The sequence below is a fragment of the Noviherbaspirillum saxi genome, from assembly GCF_003591035.1.
Taxonomy (GTDB): domain Bacteria; phylum Pseudomonadota; class Gammaproteobacteria; order Burkholderiales; family Burkholderiaceae_D; genus Noviherbaspirillum; species Noviherbaspirillum saxi.
This window is the reverse complement of record NZ_QYUO01000001.1, coordinates 1,459,649-1,477,038: the sequence shown is the minus strand read 5'-3', so window position 1 is coordinate 1,477,038 and position 17,390 is coordinate 1,459,649. Positions and strand designations below refer to the sequence as shown.

The following is a 17,390-nucleotide window of genomic DNA, read 5'->3' as shown; positions in this document are numbered from 1 at the left end:
TATATTTGCCCTACAATCACACGATGAGTCATCTTGATATCCTGATCCCTTTCGGTCTGCCGCCGGAAGAGCTTGCTCCGGACCTGTTCCGCGAGTTGAATGCCCCGGCCCTTGCCACGCTCACCGCACGTGCAAAATCCGAAGACGTGGCCGCCCGGCGCGAAAACTTCGCCGACTTTTACCGTACCCTGCCCCACGAAACCTGGCTGGCGCGCCGCTTTGGCCTTGACGGTCGACTGCAGGACAGCGGCAGCCCGCCGGTCAGCACCGAACTCATGCGGGCGCTTGGTCAGTCAGTCGACGAAGGCCTGTGGTTCATCGTGGAGCCGGTACATATTCATTTTGCGCGCGACCATCTCGTATTGACCAATCCGCGCCAGCTTATGCTAACGGAACCGGAGGCGCGCGTACTGTTTGAAATCGCAAAACCTCTATTTAGCGATGCCGGCCATGATTTGCGTTTTGGCAATGCTCGCTACTGGTTCCTGCGCGCCGACGCCTGGGATGGCCTGCAAACTTCGTCGCCGGATGCCGTAAGCGGTCACAACATCGATATCTGGATGCCAAAGGGCGCCGGCGAACGCGACTGGCGCAAGGTGCAGAATGAGGTGCAGATGCATTGGCACGATCATCCTCTGAATGCGCAAAGAGAGGAGCGACGGCTCAAGCCGGTCAATTCTCTCTGGCTCTGGGGTGCTGCCGCAGCAGACATGAAACGAAGTGCGCCGCCGTATGACTTTGCCTGTAACCTGAACGACTGGATGCCGGCACTTATGCCCGACAACGCCGGAACGAGGACGGCCGCCTCTGCCGGCGCACTGCTGGACAGGCTGCCCGAGCGCGGACTGATACTCCTCGACGACTTGCAGGAGGCTGCCCTTTCAAGCGATTGGGCCGGCTGGATCAACGGCGTGCGTCGCATCGAAACCGACTGGTGCGCGCCATTGTTGGCCGCTCTCAAATCGGGGTCGCTGGCGTCACTGAGCCTGGTGATTACCAACGACATCCGCCTTTCCCGATTCACCACTACCCGAACATCCTTGCGGAAATTCTGGGTCAAGCCTTCACTCGCAACACTATGTCAATGACCCGCATCGCCACGCGGAGCTATTCGTTCCGCACCGCCGAAATGCTGCGCCAGCAAGGCGTCCACCCCGTGCTTGCACGCTTGTACGCTGCCCGTGGCCTGGCTGACGTCCGGGAACTGTCAAGCGACCTGACCTCGCTGATCAATCCGTCCGGCCTGCTTCATGTGGACGCTGCCGCAAGTTACCTCGCCGACGCGATTGCCGATGGAAAAAAACTCGTTATCGTCGCCGACTACGACTGCGACGGCGCAACCGCATGCGCGGTCGGCCTGCGTGGCCTGCGTTCGCTCGGCGCGCAGGTCGATTTCATCGTGCCGAACCGCTTCGAATACGGCTACGGCCTGACACCGGAAATTGTCGAACTGACGGTAAGGGAAAAAGCGCCGGATATCATCGTCACGGTGGACAACGGCATTGCCAGTATCGATGGCGTGGCGGAGGCCAAGCGCCGCGGCATCGACGTTGTCGTCACCGATCACCACTTGCCCGGCGACACCCTGCCCGACGCACGCGTGATCGTGAATCCCAACCAGCCCGCCTGCGGATTTCCGAGCAAGAACCTGGCCGGGGTGGGAGTCATGTTTTACGTCCTGCTCGCCTTGCGCGCGGAAATGCGCAAGCGCGGCAGATTCGATGCGCAGAATCAGCCCAAGCTCGATGCACTGCTCGACCTGGTTGCGCTGGGCACGGTGGCCGATGTGGTCAAACTCGACGGCAACAACCGCATCCTGGTGGCACAGGGACTCAAGCGCATGCGCTCGGGTCGCATGCAAGCCGGCGTGGCTGCGCTGTTCCGGGCTGCGGGACGCGAAGCGCGGAGTGCAACGCCGTTCGATCTCGGCTTTGCGCTCGGTCCGCGCCTGAATGCCGCAGGACGTCTCGCAGACATGTCGCTCGGTATCGAATGCCTGACCACGGACGATGAGGGCCGTGCCTGGGCGATTGCCCAACAGCTCGACGCGATCAATCGGGAGCGGCGAGAAATCGAATCGGATATGCAGGATACCGCCTTGACCTTGCTCGATTCGTTCGAACCGCGCACACGCACGACCATCAGCGTATTCGACGACTCCTGGCATCAGGGCGTCATCGGGATTGTCGCGTCCCGGCTCAAGGACAAGTTCTATCGGCCGACCATCACCTTCGCCCCTGGTGGAGAAGGCTTGATCAAGGGGTCGGGCCGCTCGATTGCCGGCTTCCATCTGCGCGACGCGCTTGATCTTGTTTCCAAGCATGCACCGTCGGTGATACAGAAGTTTGGCGGGCATGCAATGGCGGCGGGATTGACGATTCGGGCCGAGGCGTTCGACGCCTTTGCCGACGCCTTTGAAGCGGTCGGCCGCGAGTGGCTGACAGACAGCCAGCTGGAACGCATCGTCGAAACCGACGGACCGCTGGAAGAAGCGTATTTCACGCCGAATTTCATTGAACTGCTCGCCGGCCAGGTATGGGGCCAGGGATTCGCGCCGCCGGTGTTCTGCGACGAATTCCGTGTACTCAACCAACGCGTCCTGAAGGAAAAGCATTTGAAACTGAGCCTGGAAAAGTCGGGGCGCCGCTACGACGCCATCTGGTTCGGCCACATCGAGGAATTGCCGGAACGCGCCGTGGTGGCCTATCGGCTCGATGCCAACGAATTCAACGGCGCGGTGCGGGTGCAATTGCTGGTTGAACATGCGCAGCCGGCCTGACACCGCTTGATCGCTTGCCTTTTCGGCAACAGCCGACGGCAGGCCATTCGAGCTACTCCTTATGCTCCTGTTTTCGCTGCGATCTCAGGCCACCAATGCGCCTGAGCGACAGGCTGCTCGGGTATAATCTAAGGTTTGATTGCAAAGAAAATATCATGGAAGCCGAACGCCTCAATTCCCTCTCCTCGCTGCTTGCGGACCTGACAAACCGCGCAGCCGAACTTCGGAGGTATCTTTGACGTCGATGTAAAGTCAGAGAAACTCGAACAAGTCAACGCCGAACTGGAAGACCCGAACGTCTGGAACGACCCCAAGCGTGCCCAGGATCTCGGCAAGGAAAAGAAATCGCTGGAAGCGATCGTCCTCACACTCACCAAGATCGATGCCGACCTGGCCGATGCGCGCGACCTGTTCGATATGGCACGCGAAGAGCAGGACGAAGATACGCTGATGGCGATCGAACACGATGCCGATGAACTCAGGAAACTGGTTGAAGGCATGGAATTCCGCCGGATGTTTTCCAATCCGATGGACCCCAACAACTGCTTTATCGATATCCAGGCCGGCGCAGGCGGCACCGAAGCGCAGGACTGGGCGTCGATGCTGTTGCGCCAGTATTTGCGTTACTGCGAACGCAAGGGTTTCAAGACTGAAATTCTGGAAGAATCCGAAGGTGAAGTCGCCGGCATCAAGACCGCGACCATCAAGGTCGAAGGCGAGTATGCCTATGGTTTCCTGCGTTCCGAAAGCGGCGTGCACCGCCTGGTTCGCAAGTCGCCGTTCGACTCCGCCAATGGCCGACACACTTCCTTTTCCAGCGTATTCGTCTACCCCGAAGTCGACGAATCCATCGAAATCGACGTCAATCCGGCCGACGTGCGCGTGGATACCTTCCGCGCATCTGGTGCCGGCGGACAGCACATCAACAAGACCGACTCGGCGGTGCGTCTGACGCACGGACCTTCCGGCATCGTCGTGCAGTGCCAGAACGACCGCAGCCAGCACCGCAACCGTGCCGAAGCCTGGGCCATGCTGAAGTCGCGGCTGTATGAACTGGAATTGCGCAAGCGCATGAGCGAGCAGCAGAAAATGGAAGACTCCAAAACCGATATCGGCTGGGGCCATCAGATCCGTTCCTATGTGCTCGACCAGTCGCGCATCAAGGATTTGCGTACCAACCACGAAGTTGGCAATACGAAAGCCGTGCTTGACGGCGACCTCGACGACTTCATTGCCGCCTCGCTGAAACAGGGTGTGTAAAGGCTGATACGACGCATTTGGCGCGCGGCCGGAAACCGGCCGCGCAGTGGCCTGATGCTCCGAAAAGCCTGCCGTCCCCTATGCCGCTTCCCTATATCTCGCAGTCACTCACGCATTACTGAAATGAACAAGCAAATAGAAAACGCCGCTCCGGCGCAAGACGAAAATTCGATCATTGCGGAACGCCGCTCCAAGCTGGCCGCGCTGCGCGAACAAGGCATCGCCTTCCCCAACGATTTTCGCCCCGAACACAAGGCGTGGGATCTGCATGCCCGCTATGGCGAACTCGATAACGAACAGCTTGAAGCCGACCCGGTCAAGGTGACGGTTGCCGGCCGCATGATGCTCAAGCGCGTGATGGGCAAGGCTTCGTTCGCCACGCTGCAGGACGGATCCGGCCGCAATGCCGACGGCCGTATCCAGCTTTACATCACCAATGACAACGCCGGCGAAGCATTGCACGCCACTTTCAAGCATTGGGATATGGGCGACATCCTTGGCGCCGAGGGCACGCTGTTCAAGACCAAGACCGGGGAGCTCTCGATCAAGGTTACCGGCTTGCGTCTGCTGACAAAATCGCTGCGTCCGCTGCCGGACAAGTTCCATGGCCTGTCGGACCAGGAAACCAAATACCGGCAGCGTTACGTCGACCTGATTACCAGTGAGGAAACCCGCCGCACCTTCAAGGCGCGCACGGCCGCCATGTCGTCGATCCGTCGCTTCATGTCCGAACATGAATTCATGGAAGTCGAAACGCCGATGCTGCATCCGATTCCCGGCGGGGCTGCGGCCAAACCCTTCACCACGCACCACAATGCGCTCGACATGCAGATGTTCCTGCGTATCGCGCCCGAGCTGTATCTGAAGCGTCTGGTGGTGGGCGGCTTCGATCGGGTGTTCGAAGTCAATCGCAACTTTCGCAACGAGGGTGTGTCGCCGCGTCATAATCCCGAATTCACGATGATGGAATTCTATGCGGCGTATGTCGACTACAAATGGCTGATGGACTTTACCGAAGCGGTGATTCGCCAAGCCGCGATCGATGCGCACGGTACCGCACAGCTGACCTATCAGGGCCGCGAACTGGATCTGAGCAAGCCCTTCCACCGCCTGACCATCGTCGGAGCGATCAACAAGTTCGCACCGCAGTACACCAATGAACAGTTAAACGATGCAGCTTTCCTGAAAGCCGAACTGAAAAAATTCGGTGTGGCACCGTTTGCCACTGCTGGACTGGGCGCACTGCAACTGGCGCTGTTCGAAGAGACTGCGGAAGCGCAGTTGTGGGAGCCGACCTATATCATCGACTATCCGGTCGAGGTGTCGCCGCTGGCGCGCGCATCCGATACAGTTGCAGGCATTACCGAACGCTTCGAACTGTTCATTACCGGCCGCGAGATTGCAAACGGCTTCTCGGAACTGAACGATCCGGAAGACCAGGCTGCGCGTTTCCAGGCCCAGGTCGCAGCGAAGGATGCCGGCGATGAGGAAGCGATGTTTTACGACGCCGACTATATCCGTGCACTGGAATACGGAATGCCTCCGGCCGGCGGTTGCGGCATCGGCATCGATCGCCTGATGATGCTCATTACCGACTCGCCCAACATTCGTGACGTGATTCTCTTCCCTCACCTGCGCCGCGAAGATTGACGATGCGTAGTGCTTGAATAGCATGAAGAACAGGGCCCGAGCGGCCCTGTTTTGTTTTTCGTATTGATGTGCGGCCCTGCCTACTGATGACCTGCGCCGCAGCGGTTTGACACTCAGCAAACCGGGTTACAAAGCCTTACAGCTGACACAATAATGACCTAGTCGCCAAAGTTCTTACCTCCGATAATCGGTTCATGCACTTGCATTGACGTTGTCCGACACAGGAGGTCATATGGAAAACAACAATACATCGAGCCGAGTTCACCCACTGGTCGCTGGCGCGGCGATTTCCGTCATGCTGGTCAGCCTTACCGGCGTTGCCGCGATGACAGGGCTGATTCCAACATCGCATAGCAGCTCGACACCAGCCGCTGCGGCGGAAGCCTCTCCGGTCGCCACTTCGGTTGGCTCGGCAGCCGTTGCATCCTCTCCCGCCGCTCTGGTGGAAACGAAGGATGAGCAGGCCGAATCCAAGTCGGCGAACGCGAAACCTGCGCCGGCTGAAAAGCGCGCATCCACACCCCGCGTTGCACATGCACCTGCGCAGCCCCGTCCAACTTACAACAGTAACTTGCCTGCAGTGGCTCAAGCACCGGCAGTCTGCTACAGCTGTGGACGTGTAGAGTCCGTACAAGCGATTCAGCAAGCGGCCCAGCCTAGCGGTGTCGGCATGGTCGCCGGCGCAGTATTGGGAGGCGTATTAGGCAATCAGGTCGGCGGCGGCAACGGCCGCAAGCTGGCGACTGTCGCAGGCGCGGTCGGAGGCGGGTATGCAGGCAACGAAGTGGAAAAACGGACACGTTCCACGACAAGCTATCAGGTGCGCGTACGCATGGAAGACGGGCAGACCCGCACATTTCCGTTTGCCCAGCAGCCGGGTTGGAACACGGGTGATCGCGTACGTGTGGTCGACGGTCAGCTTACCGCTCGTGCGTAACTCACGCAGCTCACGCAAGCCATTTCACGGCATGTGATTAAAAAGGTGGCGTATGCCGCCTTTTCTTTTTTGCAGATTCCTTGCCCTGTGTTTGATGAAATTTCATGTCTTATACCAGTCCTGACTCGTACGTAACATGACAAATCTTTCTTTCTAACATTAGAAGAGTTTGTAAGGAAATACGACGCTGTAACAATCCTTGCCATAGATTGCCCCCAGCACCATACTTGTTCTTTTAGCACTACAAACTCTCTGCATTTTCAGGGAATATCGCTTGTGGGACACGGTAACGAAAAATCGATGATTCGGCCAAAGCAACTCCGTCGACGCGCAGATGAGCAGCCGTCCGAGAATACAGTATCGCGCACGACATTCATGTTTACGCATGATCCAACTGTGCAACAGCAAGAGCTTTCCTACTTGCCTGTCAATTCAGTGCTGGACACCAATCGCCTGACAAACCGTTATGCCGACCTTTATGACTTTGCTCCGGTCGGCTATTTTTGCATCGATCGCCAGGGACTCATTCGCGACGTCAATCTTACCGGAGCTGGCTTGCTGGTCATTCCACGTGCAAGCTTAGTCGGCAGCAATCTCAGCGACTACATTGAGCCTCATCTGCAGGCCGATTTTTCCTCGTTTCTGGAGGATGTCTTCAGCAGCGAGGAAAAGAAGATTTGCGAACTAAGCCTGCTGAATGCCATGAAACAGCCATTTCATGCGCATATTGAGGCAAATGTCGACTCAGCAACGCAAACATGCCGGATGGTCGTATGCGACATCAGCGCACGCAAGCAGGCCGAACGTATCCTGATCGAAAGCGAGGAACGTTTTCACCTGATGGCTGACTCCGCGCCGGTCCTCATCTGGACCACCGGACCGGACCAGCAATACCTCTGGTTCAACAAGATGTGGCTCGATTTCACGGGGCGGACCCTTGAGCAGGAACTGAACCAGGGCTGGATCGAAGGTATCCACGACGAAGACGTTGCGCACTATCTCGCTAGTCAGTCGGCAGCGTTTGCCGAACGTAGCCCCTTTTCTGTCGAATACCGCTTGCGCAGCAGCATCGGGCACTATCACTACATGCTGGCACATGGTGTGCCGCGCACGTCGCCGTCAGGCCGCTTTCTTGGTTATATCGGCAGTTGCACCGACATTTCCGAACGCAAGAACGCCGAAGAGCAGCTACGCCACTCCCGCCAGATGCTACGCCATCTTGTGTCTTATCAAGAGCGTGTGCGGGAAGACGAACGCAAGCGTATCGCGCGGGAAATCCACGATGATCTTGGTCAAAATCTGCTTGCATTGCGGATTGATGTTTCGATGCTGCATACCCGCACAGGGCGTGCTCATCCCAAGCTCAATGAGCGGGTAAGTATTGCCCTTAGTCATATCGATGCAACGATGAAAGCAGTGCGCGCTGCGATCAACAATCTGCGCCCCACCGTTCTGGACTTGGGGCTGACCGCCGCCATCGAGTGGCAGGTACAGGATTTTCAACGGCGCAGCGGCATAGCATGCGAATTGACAATGGAAGACGAAGTCACGCTTGAAGACGACCGGGCTACTGCGCTCTTCCGCATTCTGCAGGAATCGCTCAACAACGTGATCCGCCATGCGCAGGCTTCCTACGTGAAAATCGCGCTGTATCGACAGGAATACAAGCTGTGCATGAAGATTGCCGACAACGGTATCGGCATCTATCCGGACTGCCGTAGAAAAGCCAACTCATTCGGGCTCGTAGGCATAGAAGAACGGATTAACGCGCTTGGCGGCGAATTGACCATCGATAGCCAACCCGACAAGGGAACCGTGCTGACGATTTCCCTGCCGCTACAGGAGCAGTGCTGAAAGATCCGCCACGCCGGTCGCCCGCAAAAATACTTGACTACAATGACCGACGAAACGCTGAAGCCCCAAACGCTGAAGCCCTATTGCGCTTCGGCGATCCATGCCATTTGTATTGCTTCAAGAATTTTCTCGCCCGACCGCTTGGGATCATCTTCGAATCCATCCAGGGCACACACCCACTGATGCAAGTCGGTAAAACGTATAGTCGTCGGATCGATGTCCGGATACTTGTCATGCAATTCTTCAGCAATGCGAACGGTATCTATCCATTTCATATCGGCCTCCTCTTGGGACAATTTCCGGATTGGCGAGGCGCTTGCTTCAGCGCCGTATCACCTTCCGCAAACCGCTTTAATGATTCTCGCTTGCGTGATTGATCGTGTACTTAGGTATTTCAACAACGACGTCCTTGTCGGCAAGGACCGCCTGACACGACAACCGCGAAGTTGCCTCCAGGCCCCAGGCGCGATCCAGCAAATCTTCTTCCTTTTCTTCGAGTTCGTTGAGCGACGCAAATCCTTCGCGCACTACAACGTGGCAGGTCGTGCAGGCGCAGGATTTTTCGCATGCATGTTCTATTTCGATGTCATGCTCAAGCAGGGCATCGCAGATCGATGTGCCGGCGGGCGCCTCAATGACAGCCCCTTCCGGGCAATGTGTGGCATGGGGAAGAACAACAATTTGGGGCACTTCGCTTACCTCGTGATGTTAGTGTCAAGCCGGGCGACGGACTGTGGTCCGCCATTCAGGCAATCTGGTCCAGCTTCTTGCCGGAAAGTGCAACGCGTACGCTGCGGTCCATCCGGCGCGCCGCAAACTCCTCGGTGCCTTGGGCAAGCGCATCGACGGAGGCCTTTATCGCTGCATGGTCGTCGCTGTGGGACATCTTGCGGACCTCTTCCATCAGGCCGGCAATTTGCTCGCGCTCCTCTTCGGACAACAGGCTGGCGTCGGCATCAAGTGCCGATTGCGTGGCCAGGAGTATACGTTCGGCTTCGACCTGTTCTTCGCGCAGGGCACGTAATTTCATATCCGCATCGGCCGAGTTGTACGACTCTTGCAGCATCCTCGCGACATCGTCGTCCCCCAGCCCATACGATGGCTTGACTTCGATTGATGCCTCGACACCGGAACGCTGTTCACGCGCCGAAACGGAAAGCAGGCCGTCCGCATCGACTTGATAAGTTACCAGGATGCGGGCTGCTCCAGCCGCCATCGGCGGTATGCCACGCAGCTCGAAGCGTGCCAGAGATCGGCAATCGCTGACTAGTTCGCGCTCACCTTGCACGACATGAATAGCCATCGCTGTCTGACCATCCTTGAACGTGGTGAACTCCTGCGCGCGCGCGCAAGGGATAGTGGAATTTCGCGGAATGACTTTTTCGACCAGACCGCCCATCGTTTCGATACCGAGCGACAGCGGAATCACGTCCAAAAGCAGCCAGTCATCACCCGGCGCACGATTACCCGCAAGCAGATTGGCTTGAATGGCTGCACCCAATGCAACCACCTTGTCCGGATCCAGATTTGCCAGTGGCATGGTCTGGAAGAAATCTCCGACCGCCTTGCGCACATGCGGCATGCGGGTAGCACCGCCGACGAGGACAACACCATCCACATCGTCCGCGCTCAGTCCCGCATCCCGCAGCGCCTTCCTGCACGGCGTAATGGTCTTGCCGACGAGGTGCTGCGTGATCTGCGCGAACGTGGCCGCATTGATGGTAAGGCGCACTTCTTCGTCGGAATTGAGCACTGCATCGATATGGGTTTCCGACTGCGTGGACAGCAACTCTTTGGCTTCCCTGGCCTTGACCATCAGGATACGCGTATCCTTGTCGGACAGCGGCGCAAGGTTTTCCTGTTCGGTGATCCAGCATAGGATCCGGTGATCGAAATCATCGCCGCCCAGCGCCGAATCGCCGCCGGTTGCCAGGACTTCAAACACGCCCTTCGTCAGCTTCAGAATCGAAATATCGAAGGTTCCGCCGCCGAGATCGTATACCGCATAAATGCCTTCCGAAGCGTTATCCAGGCCATACGCGATGGCTGCCGCGGTCGGCTCATTCAGCAGGCGCAACACGTTCAGCCCAGCCAGTTTGGCTGCATCCTTGGTAGCCTGGCGCTGCGCATCATCGAAATAGGCCGGCACGGTAATCACTGCTCCGACCAGTTCGTCGCCCAATGCGTCCTCGGCGCGCTGGCGCAGCGAGGCGAGAATTTCGGCCGATACTTCGACCGGGCTTTTGACGCCGGCGACCGTCTTCAGTTGGACCATACCCGGTGCGTCGACAAAATCGTAAGGCTGGTTCTCGACGTAGGCAATGTCCTTCAGGCCGCGGCCCATGAAGCGCTTGACAGAAACGATGGTGTTCTTGGGATCGGTGGTCTGCGCGGCCTGGGCTTTATAGCCGATATGCGCATTGCCGGTCGGCAGATAACGCACGATGGACGGCAACAGAGGATGCCCATCCTCGTCGGTGAGCACCTCGGGAATGCTGCTTCGCACGGTCGCCACCAGCGAATTGGTGGTACCAAGGTCGATGCCTACCGCCAGCCTGTGCTGATGTGGCGCGGTCGACATGCCGGGTTCGGATATCTGTAGGAGAGCCATAGAATGTGATCTGTATTGTCGGCTGCGTGAACGAAACTTCAGCCCTCGATTTTTTCAAAGACGGCTTCCACTTCTTCGCCGAACTTTTCAAGAAACATCAGCTGACGCACTCCTTGTGCGGCTGCCACGAAATCGTCTGCATCGAGCAGAGCTGCGATGTCGGATAATTTTTTCTTACGAGCGGCTCGCAGGTCTGATTCGAGCCCTTCCAGCGCCGCAAGGTCCCTGTCTGCCTTTGCCTCTTCGAGCTCGTCACGCCATTCCATCTGCTGCATCAGGAAGTCGCGTGGCATTGCGGTATTCGATTGGATTTGGAGGTCGACCCCGTTCAGTTCACACAGATAGGCCGCGCGCTTGAATGGATTTCTCAGCGTCCGATACGCCTCGTTGGCACGCGTTGCCCATTGCATCGCAACGCGCTTTTCAGTGTCGCCTGCGTTGATGAACTTGTCCGGGTGCACGCGGTTCTGCACTTCGTGAAAAGCCGAATCCAATGCCGCCATGTCGATGGCGAACTTTTGCGGCAGATGGAACAGCTCGAAGTGATTTTTCATGGTCATTCAAAGAAAAGCCTGTTCAGACATCAACAGGCTTGACGTGCGATTACCCGCCCGTTACGGCGCAGTACTCGATCAACTCAAATACGGAAGCTTTCGCCGCAACCGCATTCGTCCTTCACGTTCGGATTATGAAACTTGAAGCCTTCGTTCAATCCTTCCCGGGCGAAATCCAGTTCGGTTCCATCGATATACGGCAAGCTCTTGGGATCAACAAATACCTTGACGCCATGAGATTCAAACACATTGTCTTCAGGCGTGGTCTCATCAACATATTCAAGCTTGTACGCCAGCCCGGAGCAGCCGGTCGTACGCACGCCGAAGCGCAAGCCGATGCCCTTGCCCCGGCGTTCGATATAACGGTTGATGTGCTTTGCAGCTTTTTCGGTCAATGTGATTGCCATAGCAAATCAGTTTCTTTCCAGTTGTTCCCCGGCAGTACCGGATATCAAATCAGGCAGCTTCCTTGGCTTCGGCGCCGTGCTTGGCCTTGTAATCATGTACGGCTGCCTTGATCGCATCTTCAGCGAGAATCGAGCAGTGGATCTTCACGGGCGGCAAAGCGAGTTCCTCGGCGATCTGGGTATTCTTGATGGACATCGCCTCGTCCAGTGTCTTGCCTTTGACCCATTCGGTCACCAACGAAGAAGACGCGATTGCCGAACCACAGCCATAGGTCTTGAATTTGGCATCTTCGATGACGCCGCCGGCGCCAACCTTGATTTGCAATTTCATTACGTCGCCGCAAGCCGGGGCACCCACCATGCCGGTACCGACGGTATCGTCGCCCTTTTCAAAGGCGCCGACGTTGCGCGGGTTTTCGTAATGGTCGAGAACTTTTGCAGAATAAGACATATTAATGCTCCTTGTATCTTGTGGAAGTCAGTGTGCAGCCCACTGGATCGTGCTCAGGTCAATCCCGTCCTTGTACATATCCCACAGCGGCGAGAGTTCACGCAGCTTGGCCACCTTGGTCTTGATCAGGTTGATCGTGAAGTCGATGTCTTCCTCGGTCGTGAATCGACCGATGGTGAAGCGGATCGAGCTGTGCGCCAACTCATCGCTGCGGCCAAGCGCCCTCAAGACATAAGATGGTTCCAGACTGGCCGAAGTACAAGCGGAACCGGAAGAAACAGCGATATCCTTGATCGCCATGATCAGCGATTCGCCCTCGACATAATTGAAGCTGACATTGAGGTTATGGGGAACACGGTGTTCCATGTCGCCGTTGATATAAACCTCTTCCATCTCGGTAAGTCCCTTTGCCAAGCGGTCGCGCAATGCTTGTACGCGCGCGATTTCGGCGTCCATCTCTTCCTTGGCGATACGAAATGCCTCGCCCATGCCCACGATCTGGTGGGTCGGCAATGTGCCGGACCGCAGGCCACGCTCGTGACCGCCGCCATGCATCTGGGCCTCGAGCCGGATCCGCGGCTTGCGACGGACATAGAGAGCGCCGATGCCCTTGGGGCCATAGGTCTTGTGCGCGGTAAAGGTCATCAGGTCGACCTTCCATTTTTCCAGATCGATTGCCATTTTGCCTGTTGCCTGTGCTGCATCGCAATGGAAGATGATGCCCTTGGAGCGGCACAGTTCACCGATTTCCTGAATCGGCTGAATCACGCCGATTTCATTGTTGACCAGCATCACCGAGATCAGAATCGTGTCAGGGCGGATCGCTTCCTGCAATTGCTCCAGGGTGATCAGGCCGTTGTCCTGCGGCTGCAGGTAGGTCGCGTCGAAGCCCTGACGTTCGAGTTCGCGTACCGTATCGAGAACAGCCTTATGCTCTGTCTTTACGGTAATGATGTGCTTGCCCTTAGTCCTGTAAAACTGCGCCGCCCCCTTCAGAGCAAGGTTGTTGCCTTCAGTGGCACCCGATGTCCAGACGATTTCGCGTGGATCGGCATTGACCAAGGCCGCGACATCAGCACGAGCATCTTCCACAGCCTTTTCCGCTGTCCAGCCGTACATATGGCTACGTGACGCCGGATTGCCGAACTGCTCGCGCAGATAGGGAATCATCTTGTCGGCGACACGCGGATCAATCGGCGTCGTGGCCGAATAGTCCATGTAAATCGGGAAATGCGGGGCCTTGATGGTATCGACCAGGCTTTTTTCCAAAGGGGCGTTCATACGGGAATAACTCCAAATCAAGCGGCTACGTGTGGGCGGGGCATTTGCACCACGTTATGTTCAGCACTCTTCTGTCGCTGCTGATCGACCAGATCTTTCAGCGACACCGAATCCAGGTATTCGACCATTTTGGCGTTCAGCGTCGCCCACAGGTCATGTGTCATGCAGCGGCTGCCGTGTTCATGCCCCGGGCTATGGCAATTTTCCTTGCCGCCGCACTGCGTTGCATCGATGGGCTCGTCCACCGCGATAATGATGTCGGCCACCGTAACGTCTTCTGCCTTGCGCGCGAGGGTATAGCCACCACCAGGGCCGCGTACCGACTCCACGATTGCGTGACGCCGCAACTTGCCGAACAACTGCTCAAGATACGAAAGGGAAATTTCCTGCCGTTGGCTGATAGCCGACAGCGTGACAGGCCCATTTTCCTCGCGCAACGCAAGGTCAATCATGGCAGTGACCGCAAAGCGGCCTTTGGTTGTCAGACGCATATACTTCAGCTCCAGTACAAGGCTTTGATCGTCTTACCCGCACATTAACAACAGGTTCGACGCTCTTGCTCTTCGGGAATCAATACTCTTGAATCCCGAAGAATTTAGTCAAGTATACCAAAGTTGAGTATTTTTGTCAGGTATTACCCAGGGAGGACTTTCAGCCGAGCTGGGCCCACAAATGCCGTTGCGCAGCATGTACGGCTGGCATTATTTCATATTTCCTATCGGCATGTTGCCGTGTTGACTGGCTGTCACAGTCAACGGGTACGGACCCGAACGAACATCATGTAAGCGGTGGGATCTTTTCCATAGGATGCTTCCATGGCGGAGGGAACCATGTGCCGGCTTATCAAGGCGCCCACATCAAGGTGCATTGTCCCGGTAGTTCGTAAGTCATAGAAATAGCCAAGCGAAACGCGATTCATCTTGAACAGTTGCCGCTGGAGCGATTCATCTTCACGTGTCAATCCATCACTGCCTACCTGTTCGATACGGCCAAACAGTGCATGCGTACCGCTGAATCTCAATGTTGATTCCAACAGGTAGCCCATTGTGCTTTCCCTATGCTTGCGCGCATTACGTCCCCATGCCAGAGTAGTCTGCCAGTCGCCTTCCCGGAACGGCAGCGTGTATGTTGCGGCCAGAGCGGTACGCCGTACTTCATCGTTAGGAACAAACTGGTCCAGTGTGCTTACCGAACCCCGACTGAACCGAAATACCCAGTTCGGCGCCGGACTATACGAAAGGCGTGCCGACCGCATATCGAAGCGCGGCGAATCCGGCCGGCCCGGTCGATTGCCGTCCCGAGCATGCTGTGCCAGAGTAGAACTTTCTATAGTCACGCCGCGCCAGGCATAACCCACCGTTACCTGGTTCACAGGATTGCGGCCGGCATCCAGCCAGTTTTCGCTCTGCATAGCGTTATTCGATTCGAGCGCGGGATATTCATACATCAGCATGGTCGAGGACGGTAGCGACGTCACGGATACGAATGCAAGCCCAGGTCCACGCGAGGCCGCAGCGTAGGTGGTCCCTCGAAAAGCACCCGGATACGGATAGGAAAACAGAGAGGTCAAGACATCGCGCTGCAAATCCGCATCATCGCTCGCCAGCAAAGGTGCAATGTCCACGTCTTGGACCATGGCGACTTCCATCGCTGCCGCCTGGGATGTCTCCTGCATTTCCATAGCATGGACTAATAGCGGACATATCGTCATTCCGGCTACCGTTACAAGCGCATTCGTCAAGGTGTTCATAGTTTCACTCTGCCACGTCAAGTACCGAACATGCCCCCGCAATTTTTATACCAAAACCCCTAATGGAAATAAATCTGAAAAGACGCTGAAATTCACCCAATTTATGACGATTTTTGTCATATAGGCGAGGTGGTTTGCTCTTTTTCCGTATGTTTTACAAATCTTGTCATGCCTGTTTTACACGTCTGAACATTTACGACTAATACCGGCACAAGCCGGCTGTCAGCCGGCTTGAAATGCCAACTGACGGCCAGGACTCAAGCATTTGAAAATTTAACCGTTAGCGTCCGGATGCGAGATCTTCACGCGCTCGCATAGAGCTGCCGCCCACAAGGCGATTGAGAAGGCCGCGACAAGCGTCTTCGATATAGTCGAGCACCAGATCGAAGTCCTTCGCACTGCGATAATAAGGATCATGAACGATTGACGCTGCTCTGTTTTCGGCATGGACCATGAGCAAGCCAGGCTTGTGCTGATTTTCCGGCGGGCAAAGGGCCTGCAGCACTTCAAGGTTATTGAAGTCCATGCCAAGAATCATGTCGAAACGCGTGAAATCCGCCATTTCAATTTTGCGGGCTCGTAATGCACTCAGGTCATAGCCACGCTTGCGCGCGGCCGCCTGTGCACGTGGATCCGGCGCCTCGCCGACGTGATAGCCGTGCGTACCGGCAGAATCGATCAAAATGTATTGATGGAGATTGGAATCCGTGACCATCCTTCGCATTACGCCTTCTGCTGTTGGCGAGCGGCAAATATTACCCATGCAAACGAAAAGGATCCGGGTGGTTTCCATAGAGACTCCGTGGTATCAGCGAGCCACCCTGAGCAGATCGAAGTTGACTTGGGCGTGCCCGGCACGAGCCTATATTCGCAAATCGGCGGCAGGACATCATGATTTTCGACAAATCGCCGCGCCACGCCTATTGATCAAAGATACAGGCTGAATAAACCGACCTTGAGCATAAGGCTGAGCATAAGGCGCGCCGCTGACACCGAAGCTGAACGAGTGCCGTTATTTCTGCTGCTGCAGAAGCCGCATCGGAGCGAACAGTTGTTGCATAGTCTGATTGCCGATAAACGACAGGTTGTATGGGTGTTCCGACGCAGCGCTCGGAAACCGCGAGGTGGCTTTCAGCCCACTTAGCTGCTCGGCGATTTTTCCCCACAACACAAGCATTGGCGCTGCCTTGCCCTTACTTTCGGCATGATCCGCCAGCGCTTCCATCACGGTTTCCAGAAACGGTTTCCATGCCCTGGCATCTTTTACCGGTGGCACGTCCGGACGGAACACTAGGCTAGCATTCAGCAACAGGAAACCGTGGCGCGTCAGATTTCCCTGCAATTCGGTCAGTGTCTGAATGAACGTAGAGCCGATGGCGCGCGCCTTCAACGAAATATGAGCCAGGGCATCGCCGGAGGTATTGTCGGGCTTTAACAAACCGTCGGCGACGAGCAGCATTTTCATGAAATTCCGTAGCGAGGTGGCACGGTTGACCTGCTTGGACAAACCCTTTTCCGACCAGAGAGATTCCACCGCACCATCCATGAAGCACACGCCCGTTGCGCTCTCTTCACGCGGATAGGGCCCTTCTCCGACCAGGACGTAGCGCACTTCATCGAGCGGTTTGGTGAACGCGGCAAAGATCCGTCCTTCCGTCGGCAGGAAATTGGTGTTGGCTAATGCCGGCAAGTACCCGGGATCAGCTGCCGCGACTGCATTCAAGCCTCTGAGAATAATTTCATGCCAGGATTGGTGTGCCAGTGAAAGGGCATCGACGATGGACGGTGAGAGCGAATTCGGCATCGGCTTGTAAAAGAAGTTAAAGCCCGGATTGTAACCGTCACAATGGCAATCA

The 17,390-nt window shown here is 56.5% G+C and carries 17 protein-coding genes; 6 read left to right on the top strand and 11 right to left on the bottom strand.

Annotated elements, in window-relative coordinates; translation table 11 throughout:
* Window positions 1–23 precede the first annotated feature (23 nt).
* From D3871_RS06940 to D3871_RS06915, 6 genes are all read left to right on the top strand, one after another.
* Window positions 24–1,088 (top strand): hypothetical protein, encoded by a 1,065-nt coding sequence (locus D3871_RS06940; protein WP_119768231.1) that lies wholly within the window; start codon window positions 24–26, stop codon window positions 1,086–1,088.
* Window positions 1,085–2,779, top strand: a complete 1,695-nt coding sequence (gene recJ / locus D3871_RS06935; RefSeq protein WP_119769945.1) for a single-stranded-DNA-specific exonuclease RecJ — start codon at window positions 1,085–1,087, stop codon at window positions 2,777–2,779. Before D3871_RS06940 ends, recJ begins: the two co-directional genes overlap by 4 nt.
* Before the next feature lie 155 nt (window positions 2,780–2,934).
* A protein-coding gene (prfB, locus tag D3871_RS06930; protein WP_119768230.1) for a peptide chain release factor 2 occupies window positions 2,935–4,039 on the top strand; the annotation gives its coding sequence in 2 pieces (ribosomal slippage) (window positions 2,935–3,015 and window positions 3,017–4,039; 1,104 coding nt in all).
* Between the two features lie 123 nt (window positions 4,040–4,162).
* Entirely contained in the window at window positions 4,163–5,689 is a 1,527-nt protein-coding gene (gene lysS, locus D3871_RS06925; RefSeq protein ID WP_119768229.1) for a lysine--tRNA ligase, read from the top strand.
* Between the two features lie 232 nt (window positions 5,690–5,921).
* Window positions 5,922–6,626, top strand: a complete 705-nt coding sequence (locus D3871_RS06920; protein ID WP_119768228.1) for an outer membrane lipoprotein — start codon at window positions 5,922–5,924, stop codon at window positions 6,624–6,626.
* 375 nt (window positions 6,627–7,001) lie between these two features.
* Window positions 7,002–8,480 carry a PAS domain-containing sensor histidine kinase gene (locus D3871_RS06915; protein ID WP_158597880.1) on the top strand — a complete coding sequence of 493 codons (1,479 nt, stop codon included), beginning with the start codon at window positions 7,002–7,004 and terminating at the stop codon, window positions 8,478–8,480.
* An 80-nt stretch (window positions 8,481–8,560) separates the two neighbouring features.
* Here D3871_RS06915 and iscX read toward each other — a convergent pair whose 3' ends face one another.
* The 11 genes from iscX to D3871_RS06860 all read right to left on the bottom strand — a co-directional run bounded on the left by iscX (window position 8,561) and on the right by D3871_RS06860 (window position 17,338).
* Entirely contained in the window at window positions 8,561–8,755 is a 195-nt protein-coding gene (iscX, locus tag D3871_RS06910; RefSeq protein ID WP_119768226.1) for a Fe-S cluster assembly protein IscX, read from the bottom strand.
* A gap of 76 nt (window positions 8,756–8,831) precedes the next feature.
* Window positions 8,832–9,170, bottom strand: a complete 339-nt coding sequence (gene fdx / locus D3871_RS06905) for an ISC system 2Fe-2S type ferredoxin (RefSeq protein WP_119768225.1) — start codon at window positions 9,168–9,170, stop codon at window positions 8,832–8,834.
* 55 nt (window positions 9,171–9,225) lie between these two features.
* Window positions 9,226–11,091, bottom strand: coding sequence for a Fe-S protein assembly chaperone HscA (hscA, locus tag D3871_RS06900; protein ID WP_119768224.1), 1,866 nt, complete (start codon window positions 11,089–11,091; stop codon window positions 9,226–9,228).
* A gap of 38 nt (window positions 11,092–11,129) precedes the next feature.
* Entirely contained in the window at window positions 11,130–11,645 is a 516-nt protein-coding gene (gene hscB / locus D3871_RS06895) for a Fe-S protein assembly co-chaperone HscB (protein WP_119768223.1), read from the bottom strand.
* A gap of 83 nt (window positions 11,646–11,728) precedes the next feature.
* Complete coding sequence (gene iscA / locus D3871_RS06890) at window positions 11,729–12,052, bottom strand: iron-sulfur cluster assembly protein IscA (protein WP_119768222.1); 324 nt, start codon at window positions 12,050–12,052, stop codon at window positions 11,729–11,731.
* 49 nt (window positions 12,053–12,101) lie between these two features.
* The gene (iscU, locus tag D3871_RS06885; RefSeq protein ID WP_119768221.1) at window positions 12,102–12,503 is read right to left on the bottom strand and encodes a Fe-S cluster assembly scaffold IscU; all 402 of its coding nucleotides are present in this window, start codon (window positions 12,501–12,503) and stop codon (window positions 12,102–12,104) included.
* A gap of 27 nt (window positions 12,504–12,530) precedes the next feature.
* On the bottom strand, window positions 12,531–13,784 hold the full coding sequence (locus D3871_RS06880; RefSeq protein ID WP_119768220.1) for an IscS subfamily cysteine desulfurase: 1,254 nt from the start codon (window positions 13,782–13,784) through the stop codon (window positions 12,531–12,533).
* Between the two features lie 17 nt (window positions 13,785–13,801).
* Complete coding sequence (gene iscR / locus D3871_RS06875; RefSeq protein WP_119768219.1) at window positions 13,802–14,275, bottom strand: Fe-S cluster assembly transcriptional regulator IscR; 474 nt, start codon at window positions 14,273–14,275, stop codon at window positions 13,802–13,804.
* Window positions 14,276–14,535: 260 nt separating this feature from the next.
* Window positions 14,536–15,459: a hypothetical protein gene (locus D3871_RS06870; protein WP_147376755.1), complete on the bottom strand. Its 924-nt coding sequence runs from the start codon at window positions 15,457–15,459 to the stop codon at window positions 14,536–14,538.
* Window positions 15,460–15,814: 355 nt separating this feature from the next.
* On the bottom strand, window positions 15,815–16,327 hold the full coding sequence (locus tag D3871_RS06865) for a low molecular weight protein-tyrosine-phosphatase (protein ID WP_119768217.1): 513 nt from the start codon (window positions 16,325–16,327) through the stop codon (window positions 15,815–15,817).
* A gap of 219 nt (window positions 16,328–16,546) precedes the next feature.
* Window positions 16,547–17,338, bottom strand: coding sequence for a uracil-DNA glycosylase family protein (locus D3871_RS06860; RefSeq protein ID WP_119768216.1), 792 nt, complete (start codon window positions 17,336–17,338; stop codon window positions 16,547–16,549).
* Between the last annotated feature and the right edge of the window lie 52 nt (window positions 17,339–17,390).